Source organism: Kitasatospora sp. NPDC040550, assembly GCF_055594965.1.
In genome coordinates this window covers 171,063-183,328 of record NZ_JBVIWC010000014.1, presented here as the reverse complement: position 1 = coordinate 183,328, position 12,266 = coordinate 171,063, and the positions used below count along the sequence as shown (strand labels likewise).

At 71.8% G+C, this 12,266-nt stretch carries 12 protein-coding genes; 7 read left to right on the top strand and 5 right to left on the bottom strand.

Going from position 1 to position 12,266, the window contains the following annotated elements; translation table 11 throughout:
- Nucleotides 1–124: 124 nt before the first annotated feature.
- Nucleotides 125–1,492 carry a pyridoxal phosphate-dependent decarboxylase family protein gene (locus ACZ58X_RS21955; protein WP_470335280.1) on the top strand — a complete coding sequence of 456 codons (1,368 nt, stop codon included), beginning with the start codon at nucleotides 125–127 and terminating at the stop codon, nucleotides 1,490–1,492.
- Between the two features lie 77 nt (nucleotides 1,493–1,569).
- Here ACZ58X_RS21955 and ACZ58X_RS21950 read toward each other — a convergent pair whose 3' ends face one another.
- On the bottom strand, nucleotides 1,570–2,433 hold the full coding sequence (locus ACZ58X_RS21950; protein WP_470335279.1) for a GNAT family N-acetyltransferase: 864 nt from the start codon (nucleotides 2,431–2,433) through the stop codon (nucleotides 1,570–1,572).
- A gap of 244 nt (nucleotides 2,434–2,677) precedes the next feature.
- Here ACZ58X_RS21950 and ACZ58X_RS21945 point away from each other — a divergent pair, with 244 nt between their 5' ends.
- The gene (locus ACZ58X_RS21945; RefSeq protein ID WP_375892557.1) at nucleotides 2,678–3,031 is read left to right on the top strand and encodes an iron-sulfur cluster assembly accessory protein; all 354 of its coding nucleotides are present in this window, start codon (nucleotides 2,678–2,680) and stop codon (nucleotides 3,029–3,031) included.
- A 92-nt stretch (nucleotides 3,032–3,123) separates the two neighbouring features.
- Here the strand turns inward: ACZ58X_RS21945 and ACZ58X_RS21940 are convergent, their stop codons facing one another.
- Together ACZ58X_RS21940 and ACZ58X_RS21935 are read right to left on the bottom strand one after the other, a co-directional pair.
- Complete coding sequence (locus tag ACZ58X_RS21940) at nucleotides 3,124–3,807, bottom strand: hypothetical protein (protein ID WP_470335278.1); 684 nt, start codon at nucleotides 3,805–3,807, stop codon at nucleotides 3,124–3,126.
- A gap of 91 nt (nucleotides 3,808–3,898) precedes the next feature.
- Nucleotides 3,899–4,108 (bottom strand): hypothetical protein, encoded by a 210-nt coding sequence (locus tag ACZ58X_RS21935; protein ID WP_470335277.1) that lies wholly within the window; start codon nucleotides 4,106–4,108, stop codon nucleotides 3,899–3,901.
- 278 nt (nucleotides 4,109–4,386) lie between these two features.
- Here ACZ58X_RS21935 and ACZ58X_RS21930 point away from each other — a divergent pair, with 278 nt between their 5' ends.
- Nucleotides 4,387–5,361, top strand: a complete 975-nt coding sequence (locus tag ACZ58X_RS21930; protein ID WP_375897352.1) for a carbohydrate kinase family protein — start codon at nucleotides 4,387–4,389, stop codon at nucleotides 5,359–5,361.
- 175 nt (nucleotides 5,362–5,536) lie between these two features.
- Here the strand turns inward: ACZ58X_RS21930 and ACZ58X_RS21925 are convergent, their stop codons facing one another.
- The gene (locus ACZ58X_RS21925; protein WP_470335276.1) at nucleotides 5,537–6,928 is read right to left on the bottom strand and encodes an aminotransferase class V-fold PLP-dependent enzyme; all 1,392 of its coding nucleotides are present in this window, start codon (nucleotides 6,926–6,928) and stop codon (nucleotides 5,537–5,539) included.
- Between the two features lie 369 nt (nucleotides 6,929–7,297).
- Here ACZ58X_RS21925 and ctaC point away from each other — a divergent pair, with 369 nt between their 5' ends.
- The 4 genes from ctaC (at nucleotide 7,298) to ACZ58X_RS21905 (ending at nucleotide 11,782) form a co-directional block, all read left to right on the top strand.
- Nucleotides 7,298–8,152, top strand: coding sequence for an aa3-type cytochrome oxidase subunit II (gene ctaC / locus ACZ58X_RS21920; protein ID WP_380405952.1), 855 nt, complete (start codon nucleotides 7,298–7,300; stop codon nucleotides 8,150–8,152).
- The gene (gene ctaD / locus ACZ58X_RS21915; RefSeq protein ID WP_350504562.1) at nucleotides 8,149–9,924 is read left to right on the top strand and encodes an aa3-type cytochrome oxidase subunit I; all 1,776 of its coding nucleotides are present in this window, start codon (nucleotides 8,149–8,151) and stop codon (nucleotides 9,922–9,924) included. Before ctaC ends, ctaD begins: the two co-directional genes overlap by 4 nt.
- Nucleotides 9,924–10,346: a cytochrome c oxidase subunit 4 gene (locus tag ACZ58X_RS21910; protein ID WP_360227923.1), complete on the top strand. Its 423-nt coding sequence runs from the start codon at nucleotides 9,924–9,926 to the stop codon at nucleotides 10,344–10,346. Before ctaD ends, ACZ58X_RS21910 begins: the two co-directional genes overlap by 1 nt.
- Before the next feature lie 179 nt (nucleotides 10,347–10,525).
- The gene (locus tag ACZ58X_RS21905) at nucleotides 10,526–11,782 is read left to right on the top strand and encodes a L,D-transpeptidase (protein WP_470335275.1); all 1,257 of its coding nucleotides are present in this window, start codon (nucleotides 10,526–10,528) and stop codon (nucleotides 11,780–11,782) included.
- Between the two features lie 38 nt (nucleotides 11,783–11,820).
- On the opposite strand, the gene ACZ58X_RS21900 is transcribed toward ACZ58X_RS21905, so the two are convergent.
- Nucleotides 11,821–12,192, bottom strand: a complete 372-nt coding sequence (locus ACZ58X_RS21900) for a GntR family transcriptional regulator (protein WP_470335274.1) — start codon at nucleotides 12,190–12,192, stop codon at nucleotides 11,821–11,823.
- Nucleotides 12,193–12,266: the final 74 nt, after the last annotated feature.

Sequence of the window (12,266 nt, the reverse complement as noted above, 5' to 3'; positions counted from 1 at the left end):
TGACCAGCCGCGTTCCGACGCGCGGGGAAGCGCCCCCGCTGCCTACGCTGATCACGTCCGGTCAGCGCGGTGAGGCGTCCCGCCGCCCGGATCCCCCCGACACCCACAGCCGAGAGGGACAGCCGTGTCCGCAGCACCCGACCGCATGCACCGGCCCGACAACGAACTGGTCGACCTGGTTTTCGACTACATGCGGGAGCGGCTGCAGTACGACCCCGTCCCGCTCGACCACCCCGGTGACGGCGAGCACCTGCGCACCCAGCTGGCCGGCCTGCTCAACCAGGACGGCAACAACCCGGCCGACGTGCTCAAGCTGTACGACCACGAGCTGTCCCGCGCGGTCATCTCCGCCGACAGCCCCCGCTACCTGTCCTTCATCCCGTGCGCCCCGACCAAGGCCGCGCTGCTCTTCGACATGGTCGTCTCCTGCGCCTCGCTGCAGGGCATCTCCTGGCTGGAGGCGGCCGGCGCCATCGCCGCCGAGAACCAGGTGCTGCGCCTGATCGCCGACCGGGCCGGGATGCCCGCCTCGGCCGGCGGCTGCTTCGTCTCCGGCGGCTCCGCGGGCAACCTGTCCGCCCTGGTGGTCGCCCGCGACACCGCCCGCCGCAAGCTCGGCGTCGGGCCGGAGGCCCGGCTGCGGATAGCCGTCGCCGACCAGGTGCACTCCTCGGTCAAGAACACCTTCAACATCATCGGCGTCGAGGCCTTCAAGGTCCCGACCGTGAACCGGCGCTTCACCGGCGAGGCGCTGCGCGCCGCCCTGGCCGCCGACCCGAACCCGGAGACGGTGATCGCCGTCGTCGGCACCGCCGGCACCACCAACGAGGGCATCGTCGACGACCTGGCCGGCCTGGCCGAGGTCGCCCGCGAGCGCGACCTGTGGTTCCACGTGGACGGCGCCTACGGCGGCGCCGGCCTGTTCGCCCCGTCGGTGCGCGAGCGCTACAACGGCATCGAGCACGCCGACTCCTTCGTGGTCGACCCGCACAAGTGGCTGTTCGCCCCCTTCGACTGCGCCGCGCTGATCTACCGCAACCCGCAGCTCGCCCGCGCCGTGCACACCCAGGACGCCTCCTACCTGGACGTCCTGCACACCGACGGCGACGAGTGGAACCCCACCGACTACGCCTACCACCTGACCCGGCGCGCCCGCGGCCTGCCGCTCTGGTTCTCGCTCGCCGTCCACGGCGTGCAGGCGTACACCGACGCCATCGAGACCGGCCTCCGGCTGGCGCGGGACACCGCCCAGCTGATCCGCGACACCGAGCACCTGGAGCTGCTGTTCGACCCGCAGCTCTCCGCGGTCTGCTTCAAGCGCAAGGGCTGGACCAACGACGACTACTACCGCTGGTCGCAGCAGCTGCTCGCGGACCAGATCGGCTTCGTCACCCCGACCGGCTGGGACGGCGAGACGGTCGCCCGCTTCGCCTTCCTGCACCCGGGCACCACCATGGAGATGGTCCGGGAGATCCTGGACACCATGGCCTGATCCAGGCCCCCGTCCTCCGTTCCTCCGTACGGCCCCACCGGCCCGCCCCCGGTGGGGCCGTCCGCGTACCCGCCGGGCTACAGGAAGGCCCCGCTGGGCAGGTACGGCGTCGGCGGCCGCATCCCGCGCACCCCGACGAAGCCGCCGGTCTCCGGTGTCAGCCCGACCTCCAGCCCGACGTCCAGTGCCCACTCCTGCTCGGCGGTCAGGTACTCCACCCGGGCCTCGGTCCCGTCCGGCACCCGGGCCAGCGCCTCGCGCAGCAGCCGGGCCGCGATCCGCTTGCTGGTGGCCGCCAGCAGCCGCACCGTGCCGCCGTCCCGGTAGCAGTAGCCGCTGCCGGCCAGCGCGTCGGCGACCAGCAGCTCCTCGAAGTGGCCGAGCATCAGCTCGTGGTCCGGGCCGTGCGCGGACCCGCGCAGCCGCCGGTCCACCGAGTCCAGCAGGTGCAGGTGGGTGGTGTTGCCGCGGTGCACCGGGATGTCGCCGGGGTCGATCAGCCCGTCCCGGTCCACCCGCCCGGTCAGCCGCATCGCCGGGTGCAGGGTGAAGCCGGCCAGCCGGTAGCGGCGGGCCGCCGCGGGGGAGTCGGAGGCGCAGACCATCCCGCGCAGACAGCCCCGGGCGTGCGCCAGGGCCCGTTCGAACAGCAGCCGCCCGATCCCCTGGTCCCGGGCGGACGGCCGGACGGCGAACAGCGAGGGCATCCACAGGCCCTCGCGGCGCATCGACAGCACCACTCCGACCGCCTGCCCGCCGCTCTCCGCCAGCCAGCAGCCGCCGGGGTCGGTGCGCGCCAGGTGCCTGGTCCGGGCCAGCTGCAGCGGCGTCGGTCCCGGTGGCCGCGCGGGGTCGTCGGACGGTCCGGCGAACGCGGCGAGGGACAGTTCCTGGACGACCTCCGCGTCCGCTGCGGTGTCCCTGACCTGGCGAAGGATCATGCCGCCATCCTGGCGTCCGGCGGGCGGCCGTGGGGCCGGTTCGCCCGGATCCGTGACGCGGGCGGTGCCCGGTCCGCCCCGGTTGTGCGAGCATGGGGAGCGTAGAGGCCCGGGTGACGCGCCCGGCCCACGGAGAACCAGCCGTCGAACAGGCCGCAGAAATCCCCCTCCGTCCGGGAAATGAATCCGGGCGGTCGGTGGTTGGCACTGGCGGCAGACCGTCGTCAAGACCGGGAGAAAGCAGATGACCGTCCAGGACGAGACCACCGTCGAGAGTGGCATCCTCCTCACCGATGCCGCCGCGGCCAAGGTCAAGGCCCTGCTGGAGCAGGAAGGCCGCGAGGACCTCGCGCTGCGCGTCGCCGTCCAGCCCGGTGGCTGCTCCGGCCTGCGTTACCAGCTGTTCTTCGACGAGCGCTCGCTCGACGGCGACGTGCTCAAGGACTTCGGTGGCGTCAAGGTCGTCACCGACCGCATGAGCGCCCCGTACCTGGGTGGCGCCACCGTCGACTTCGTCGACACCATCGAGAAGCAGGGCTTCACGATCGACAACCCGAACGCCACCGGCTCCTGCGCCTGCGGCGACTCGTTCAGCTAAGCCTGACGGCGGGTCTCGAACACGGAAGGCGGCCCCGGGGATTTCCCCGGGGCCGCCTTCCGCGTTCCGTCGTGGCCGCTTGCCGCTTGCCGCTAGCGCGCGGCGCCGTCCGGGGTGACCGGGTCCGGGCCCGCGTGGGCGTCGCCCTCCAGCGGCACCTCCTGGCCGCTCGTCCGGTCCACCACCGTCCGCCCGGCCAGCGGCGAGCGCAGGTCGACGGAGACGGCCTGCCGCTTGGCCATCGCGGTGCAGACGTGCCCGGGCTGGACGGTCGGCGGGCCCGGCACGATCACCACGCCCACCTGGTTCGGCTGCGACTCGTCGGCCTTCACCGCGTACGTGGTGCAGACCCCGCCGAAGAAGTAGACGGTCAGCTTGTTGCTGCCGTCCAGCCGGTAGCCGGTCGGCGGCCGGACGTTGGAGTTGGCCGGGCCGCCACCGGCCGGGTTGGGCTCGCCGGGGGCGATCCCGTTGGCCGGGGGAGTGGCCGGCGTGGTGGGCCGCCCGGGTGCGGGCTCGGCCGGGGTCGGCGTGGCCTCGCCCGACGGGGCCCCCGCGGGCGCCGGCGCGGACGGCGAGCCGGAGTCCGCCGGGGCCGTCGGGGAACCGCTCGGCGAGGCCGAGCTGCTCGCGGAGGCCGTGGCGCTGCGCGCCGCCGAGTCCCCGGAGCCCTTGCCGTCGCCGTTGCAGCCGGCCAGGGTCACCACCGCCGCCAGCGCGGCCACCGCCAGGGCCACCGCCCGCCGACCGCGGCGGGGCATCGTCTCCAGATCCATCTGCACATCCTCCCGAGGGCTCAGCGGCACCGCCTCCTCGGCCGCACCGCGCGGATGTGACGTGCCCCGGTCGGATCCGGTTCCCCGGTCCTCACATGCCGTACTCGGCCATCCCGGCGACCAGTCGCTGCGCCCCGGACGGCACCCGCACGCCGACGGACGCGGGGGCGGCGGGCTCCGGCCCGGCCGTCACCAGTGGCCAGAACCGGCGCAGCCGCCGGGAGGAGCGGACCAGCGCGTCGAGGGTCTCGGCGTCCGCGTCGGCCCGGCGGGCGCTCGGCGGGAATTGGTCGGACATCATCGGGCATCGCTCCGATCGAGGGCCGTGGCCGCATCGCCACGGTCGGGACGGGCCCCGCCCGATCGCGGCAGGGCTCCATGCCGCCGACCCTAGGCCCGGCCCGGTGGGCCCACCAGTGCTACCCGGAGGTAGTACACGGTCGAGGGTTCAGGGTGCCACCATGGCAGGGAAGGCGACCGGCAGCTTGCGGGACTCTTGCTGGCGTGCCGTGCCGGACGGGTACCGTGAGTGGGTTCATTCGCCCCCGCTGGCCCTGTTGCCATCCTGAGGAGACCCCCGTGCGTATCGCCGTCGCCGGCTCGATCGCCACCGACCACCTGATGACGTTCCCCGGTCGGTTCGCCGACCAGCTCGTCGCCGAGCAGCTGCACACCGTGTCGCTGTCCTTCCTGGTCGACGCCCTGGACATCCGCCGCGGTGGCGTCGCGCCGAACATCGCGTTCGGCATGGGCGTGCTCGGGCTCCGGCCGATCCTGGTCGGTGCCGCCGGCGCGGACTTCGCCGAGTACCGCAGCTGGCTGGAGCGCAACAACGTGGACTGCAACTCCGTCCACATCTCCGAGACCCGGCACACCGCCCGCTTCATGTGCACCACGGACGAGGACCACAACCAGATCGCCTCGTTCTACACCGGTGCCATGGCCGAGGCCCGCAACATCGAGCTCAAGCCGATCGCGGACCGCGTCGGCGGCCTCGACCTCGTCCTGGTCGGCGCCGACGACCCCCAGGGCATGGTCCGCCACACCCAGGAGTGCCGCACCCGCGGTTACGCCTTCGCCGCCGACCCCTCCCAGCAGCTGGCCCGCCTGGACGGCGAGGACATCCGCGAGCTGGTGGACGGCGCCTCGTACCTCTTCACCAACGAGTACGAGGCCGCGCTGATCGAGACCAAGACCGGCTGGGACGCCGAGGAGCTGCTCACCCGCGTCGGCACCCGGGTCACCACCCTGGGCAGCAAGGGCGTCCGGATCGAGCGCAAGGGCGAGGCCCCGATCGTGGTCGGCTGCCCGGCCGAGGAGGCCAAGGTCGACCCGACCGGCGTCGGCGACGCCTTCCGGGCCGGCTTCCTCTCCGGCCTGTCCTGGGGCCTCGACCTGGAGCGCGCCGCCCAGCTCGGCTGCATGCTCGCCACCCTGGTGATCGAGACCGTCGGCACCCAGGAGTACGACCTGCGCCCGGCCGCCTTCCTCAAGCGGATCGAGGACGCCTACGGGGCCGAGGCCGCCGCGGAGATCCGCACCCACCTGGTCTAGGGCGTGTCTGACAATTCCCGCCGGGCGTGCGACGCCGGGGCACGCACCTCGCCGCGTTGTCGTCGGTCGCCGATGCTCCGCATGGACTCCCTCCTCCGCCTTGCGATGCACGCACCCCAACGTCGCACGCTGATCCGACGCGAATTGTCAGACACGCCCTAGTGGTCCGTCCCGGTCAGGAGCGGCGCACCACCAGGTAGGCCGAGCCCCGGTCGCCGCCGTAGTCGGCGGCCGGGGCCTCCCCGGCGTACTCCTGACCGCGCATCCCGCACCAGGCCGGGACGTCCAGCCGGGCCGCCTCGTCGTCCGCCAGCACGGCGACGGTGCCGCCCACCGGCACCTCGCCGATCCGCTTCGCCAGCTCGATCACCGGCAGCGGGCACCGCTTGCCGAGCGCGTCGATGACGAGCAGCGGTCCGGCATCGCCCGCCGGCGCCGGCAGGTCCAGCCCGAGCGGGGCGCGGACCCCGGCCACCACCTCCGGCAGCACGGCGAGGAAGCGCTCCACGTCGGCCTCGGCCGTCCCGTACGGCAGTGAGACCCGGACGTTGCCCTCGGTGAGCACTCCCATGGCGGCCAGTACGTGGCTCGGCGTCAGGGTGGAGGAGGTGCAGGAGGAACCGGAGGAGACCGCGAAGCCCGCCCGGTCCAGCTCGGTCAGCAGCACCTCGCCGTCCACGTACAGGCAGGAGAAGGTGGCGAGGTGCGGCAGTCGCCGCACCGGGTCGCCGACCACCTCGACCTCGGGCACCAGCTGCGGCACCCGGCTGCGGATCCGTTCCACCAGGGCGTGCAGCCGGGCGTTCTCCCGCTCGGCCTCGGCCCGGACGGCGCGCAGCGAGGCGGCCGCGGCCACGATCGCCGGGACGTTGACGTAGCCGGGCACCCGCCCGCCCTCGCGCTCGTCGGCCGGTAGCGGGGAGGCGTAGCGGACGCCCTTGCGCACGGCGAGGATCCCGACTCCGGGCGGTCCGCCCCACTTGTGGGCGCTCGCGGTCAGCAGTGACCAGCCCGCCGGGACGTCCATCCGTCCGGCGCTCTGCGCGGCGTCGACCAGCAGTGGTACCCCGGCCGCGGCGCACAGGTCGGCGACCTCGCCGACCGGCTGGACGGTGCCCACCTCGTGGTTGGCGCTCTGCAGGGCGGCCAGCGCGGTGTCGGTCCGCAGCAGGGCGCCGAAGGCCCGCGGGTCCACCCGCCCGGTGCGGTCCACCGGGGCCACCGAGACCTCGCCGCCGCCGGCCTCGTGGCGGTCGGCGACGTGCAGCACGCTGGAGTGCTCCACCGCGGAGTGCACCAGGTGCCCACCGCGCCGCCGGTTCCCGGCCAGGGCGCCCAGCAGCCCGAGTTGGACGGCCTGCGTCCCGCTCGCGGTGAAGGAGATCTCGTCGGGCCGCGCGCCCAGGACGGTGGCGACCGTCTCGCGGGCGGCGTCCAGCAGCATCCGGGCCTGTCGGCCGGAGCGGTACAGCCGGGCCGGATCGGCCCAGCCCTCGTCCAGGGCGGCGGTCAGGGCCTGCCGCGCGACGGGGTGCAGAGGGGCCGTCGAGGCCACGTCGAAGTACACGGTCACATTTAACGACACACCCGGAGCCCCGCGGCTCGGTCCGCATTGCTCACCCGCCGTCAGTCGATCACCCCGAATGTCCGCTTCGTCCGGTGCCGACGGGCCGTCACCCGCGTTGTTCGAGGTCATCCCCCGATCGGGCGTAAGGACCTCGAATGCCTAGGATGACCTGCGGCGCAGCGCCTGCCGGGCCTGATCGGGCGACCGGGCGGCGCGTTACCGGGGGCTGCCCGTCAGGAGCGCATAAGGCTGGAGTAGGGTTTGGCCCGCATAAGCATTCAAACCGTGCCCGTGGACGGGTCGCCGGAGGGGCTCACACTCCCCTCCCGGTGCGACGCGAAGGCGGGCGAGACTTCGGGAAGGCGCTACGTGAGTCCCAACGGCTCCGACCGCTCGCCGCGGCGCACGATGCGGCGGAAGCTGCCTCAGGCGCTGGCACTGGGCCTCGTCATCGCGACCGCCACCGGCTGCTCGGCCAACGACCTCCCCAGGCTTGGCCTCCCGAGTCCGGTCACGAAGGAAGGACCCATGGTCCTCCAGATGTGGCAGGGCTCCTGGATCGCGGCGCTGGTGGTCGGCGTACTGATGTGGGGTCTGATCATCTGGAGCGTGATCTTCCACCGGCGCAAGCGCACCGGCGTGGAGATCCCCCCGCAGACCCGGTACAACGTGCCCATCGAGGCGCTCTACACCGCGGTCCCCATCATCATCGTCTCGGTCCTCTTCTACTTCGTCGCCCGCGACGAGTCGAAGCTGACGCATGTCTCCGCGAAGCCGCAGCACTACGTCAACGTGGTCGGTTTCCAGTGGAGCTGGGCGTTCAACTACGAGAACACCGAGACCCCCGACCCGGCCAACAAGGACGCCGCGTACGAGGTCGGTACGCCCAAGGACGCTCCGACGCTCTGGCTGCCGGTCAACGAGACGGTGCAGTTCCGGCTCACCTCTCGGGACGTCATCCACGACTTCTGGCCCGTCAACTTCATGATGAAGATGGACGTCGTGCCGGGCGTGGTGAACAAGTTCGAGGTCACCCCGACCGTCAAGGGTGACTACATGGGCAAGTGCGCCGAGCTCTGCGGCGTCGACCACTCGCGCATGCTGTTCAACGTCAAGGTCGTCGACCGCGCCGACTACGACAAGCACCTGGCCGAGCTTCGCGCCAAGGGTCAGAACGGTGCGGTGCCTTCCGGCCTCATCAGCATGGGAAGTGAAGAGAAGTGACCATCCTCAACGAGCCCGCCGCGGCCGGCGGGGGCGCCGAGGCCGTCACGGTCGGCGCGCAGCGGACCCGCAAGCCGGGTTCGACCATCATCAAGTGGTTGACCACCACCGACCACAAGACGATCGGCACCCTGTACCTGGGCACGTCGTTCGCCTTCTTCCTGATCGGTGGCATCCTCGCCCTGGTCATGCGCGCCGAGCTGGCTCGTCCCGGGACCCAGATCCTGTCGAACGAGCAGTTCAACCAGGCGTTCACGATGCACGGCACGATCATGCTGCTGATGTTCGCGACCCCGCTGTTCGCGGGCTTCGCGAACTGGATCATGCCGCTCCAGATCGGCGCCCCGGACGTGGCCTTCCCGCGTCTGAACATGTTCGCGTACTGGCTGTACCTCTTCGGTTCGTCCATCGCGGTCTGCGGCTTCCTGACCCCGAACGGCGCCGCCGACTTCGGCTGGTTCGCCTACTCCCCGCTGTCGGACGCGGTGCACTCGCCCGGCGTCGGCGGCGACATGTGGATCATGGGTCTGGCCTTCTCCGGCTTCGGCACGATCCTCGGTGCGGTCAACTTCATCACCACGATCATCTGCATGCGCGCTCCGGGCATGACGATGTTCCGGATGTCGATCTTCGTCTGGAACGTCCTGCTGACCTCGGTGCTGGTCCTGCTGGCCTTCCCGGTGCTGGCCGCCGCGCTGTTCGCCCTGGAGGCGGACCGCAAGTTCGGGGCCCACGTCTTCGATCCCGCCAACGGCGGGGCGATGCTGTGGCAACACCTGTTCTGGTTCTTCGGCCACCCCGAGGTGTACATCATCGCGCTGCCGTTCTTCGGCATCGTGTCGGAGATCATCCCGGTGTTCAGCCGCAAGCCGATGTTCGGCTACTCCGGCCTGATCGCGGCCACCATCGCGATCGCCGGTCTGTCGGTGACGGTGTGGGCGCACCACATGTACGTCACCGGACAGGTGCTGCTGCCGTTCTTCTCCTTCATGACCTTCCTGATCGCGGTCCCGACCGGTGTGAAGTTCTTCAACTGGGTCGGCACCATGTGGAAGGGCTCGCTGAGCTTCGAGACGCCGATGCTCTGGACGGTCGGCTTCCTGGTCACCTTCCTCTTCGGTGGTCTGACCGGTGTCCTGCTGGCCTCGCCGCCGATCGACTTCCACGTCTCGGACTCGTACTTCGTCGTCGCCCACTTCCACTACGTGGTCTTCGGCACCGTCGTCTTCGCGATGTTCGCCGGCTTCCACTTCTGGTGGCCGAAGATGACCGGCAAGATGCTGGACGAGCGCCTCGGCAAGATCACCTTCTGGACGCTGTTCTTCGGCTTCCACACCACCTTCCTGGTGCAGCACTGGCTGGGCGCCGAGGGCATGCCCCGCCGGTACGCCGACTACCTGGCCTCGGACGGCTTCACCACGCTGAACACCGTCTCGACCATCGGCTCCTTCGTGCTCGGCCTGTCGATCCTGCCGTTCCTCTACAACGTCTGGAAGACCGCCAAGTACGGCGAGAAGGTCACCGCGGACGACCCGTGGGGCTTCGGCCGCTCCCTGGAGTGGGCGACCTCCTGCCCGCCGCCGCGGCACAACTTCCTCACGCTGCCCCGGATCCGCTCCGAATCCCCGGCCTTCGACCTCCACCACCCGGAGATCGCCGCGCTGGACTACCTGGAGAACCACGGCGAGCCGGCCAAGCACCTCGCGGGTGTGACCCCGGCGAAGTACGACGCCCCGAAGCTGGGCAAGGGCAAGCAGGAGGGTGACGCCTGATGAAGGAACAGGGAAAGATCTTCCTGGGCCTGTCGGTCTTCGTGCTGGCGATGGCCATCACGTACGGCCTGTGGACCAACAACGCGAAGGACGGCCCGGGCCTCGAGGCCGCCGGTACCACCGCGCTGTTCCTGGCCTTCGGCCTCTGCGCCTTCATCGGGTACTACCTCGCCTTCACCGCCCGCCGGGTGGACAGCGGCGCGGGTGACAACCCCGAGGCCGAGGTCGCGGACGACGCCGGCGAGCTGGGCTTCTTCGCCCCGCACAGCTGGCAGCCGCTCTCGCTGGCGCTCGGTGGCGCGCTCGCCTTCCTGGGCGTGATCTTCGGCTGGTGGCTGATGTTCTGGGCCGCCCCGATCATCCTGATCGGCATCTTCGGATGGGTCTTCGAGTTCTACCGGGGCGAGAACCAGAACCAGTAGGTTCCGCCTCCGGCGACAGGGCCGGTCCTCCCGTGACGGGAGGACCGGCCCTGCTGCGTCCCGGGGGTGACCGCCTCACTCACCCGGGTGAACGCGGGGCCGCTCGGATGTCGCTCGCTCCAGGGCGTTCCTACGATCTGATCAATCGTACGAATCGTGCGAACCCCTCGGAGGCGGTCATGGCCGACAGGCGCGGAATCGCAGGCATCGGCAGCATCTCGCTGGCCCTGGCAGTACTGGCGCCGCTGGCCGCCTGCTCGTCCGGCGGGGACGAGGCCGTCGGGCCGCACCGGATCGACGCGGGCCCCCTCGTCCACCTCTCGGCCGAGGGCAAGGTCGACCCCTCCAAGCCGGTCACCGTCACCGCGGTGGCGGGCAGCCGGCTCACCGACGTCACCGTGGTCGGCCCGGACGGCCGGGTGGTGGAGGGCAGGCTCGCCGACGACCAGCACAGCTGGCAGACCACCGGCCGGTTGAAGGCGAACACCGCGTACGCCGTGCGGATCTCCGCCGACGACGGCCGGAACGGGCGCGGCGACACCACCCAGAACTTCTCCACCCTGGCCGCCCAGCGCCTGCTCACCGCCAAGCTCGGCCCGGACTCCTCGGGCAGCGGCGTCTACGGGGTGGGCCAGCCGCTCACCGTGCAGCTCTCCGAGGCGGTGAAGGACCCCCAGGCCCGCCAGGAGGTCGAACGGGCGCTGACCGTGGCCTCCCAGCCGGCTGTCACCGGCGCCTGGTACTGGGTGGACGACAAGAACCTGCACTTCCGTCCGGAGGACTACTGGCCGACCGGCACGACCGTCTCGCTGGCCTTCGACGGCACCGGCAGCCGGATCTCGGACGGCCTCTACGGCGGCGACCGCAGCGCGCTGCGGCTGCGGATCGGCGAGCGGGTCGAGTCGGTGATCGACGCGGCCGCCCACGAACTCACCCTCAAGCGTGACGGCGAGGCGGTCCGGACCGTCCCGGTCACCACCGGCAAGCCCGGCTTCGACACCCGCAACGGCATCAAGGTGGTGCTCGGCCAGGAGCGCTCCGTCCGGATGAACGGCGAGACGATCGGCATAGCGGCCGGCAGCTCCGAGGCCTACGACCTCGACGTGCTGTGGGCCACCCGGGTGACCTGGAGCGGCGAGTACGTCCACGCGGCGCCCTGGTCGGTCGGCTCGCAGGGCTACGAGAACGTCAGCCACGGCTGTACCGGGATGAGCACCGACAACGCCAAGTGGTTCTACGACAACACCCGGGTGGGGGACCTGGTGACGGTGGTGAACAGCCGCGGCGCCACCATGGAGCCCTTCGGCAACGGCTTCGGGGACTGGAACGTCTCCTGGACGGACTGGGTCAAGCACAGCGCCCTCGGACAGCCCCTCAGCACCACCGTCCCGGCCGGCCAGGCCCCCGCCGCGGGGATGATGCGGCCCGAGGTCTAAGGCGCCTCCTGGGCCCGCCCGGTGGCTCGGGCGGGCCCTCAGGCCTCGGGGTAGGCCAGGCCCAGCGCGGTGACCACGGCGGCCAGGGCGTCCGGGTGGGACAGGCCCAGCCGGCTCGCGCGTTCGGCGTACTCGGCGGCGGCCTCGGCGCCCAGCCGGTGGGCGGCGTCCCCGGTGGCCGCGATCAGGGTGCCGCGCCGGCCGTGGGTCTCCACCACGCCGTCCGCCTCCAGCTCCTTGTAGGCCCGGGCGACCGTTCCGGCGGCCAGCCCCAGCTCCTCGGCCAGGGCCCGGACGGTGGGCAGCCGCAGTCCGGTCGGCAGCGCGCCGGAGCGGGCCCGCTCGGCGATCTGGGCGCGGATCTGCTCGTACGGGGGAGTGGCGGCGGCGGGGTCGACGGACAGCTGCACGGGTGGCTCCTGGGGCGCGGCGGGTGCGGGGCTGGCGGATGAGGGCAAAGCCCGAGGGCCGCCGACCAGATGAA

Excerpts from the sequence above, each read along its gene's own strand:
- ACZ58X_RS21950 (WP_470335279.1), bottom strand. The coding sequence starts at position 2,433 with ATGATCCTTCGCCAGGTCAGGGACACCGCAGCGGACGCGGAGGTCGTC.
- ACZ58X_RS21945 (WP_375892557.1), top strand. The coding sequence starts at position 2,678 with ATGACCGTCCAGGACGAGACCACCGTCGAGAGTGGCATCCTCCTCACC.
- ACZ58X_RS21940 (WP_470335278.1), bottom strand. The coding sequence starts at position 3,807 with ATGGATCTGGAGACGATGCCCCGCCGCGGTCGGCGGGCGGTGGCCCTG.
- ACZ58X_RS21935 (WP_470335277.1), bottom strand. The coding sequence starts at position 4,108 with ATGATGTCCGACCAATTCCCGCCGAGCGCCCGCCGGGCCGACGCGGAC.
- ACZ58X_RS21910 (WP_360227923.1), top strand. The coding sequence starts at position 9,924 with ATGAAGGAACAGGGAAAGATCTTCCTGGGCCTGTCGGTCTTCGTGCTG.
- ACZ58X_RS21905 (WP_470335275.1), top strand. The coding sequence starts at position 10,526 with ATGGCCGACAGGCGCGGAATCGCAGGCATCGGCAGCATCTCGCTGGCC.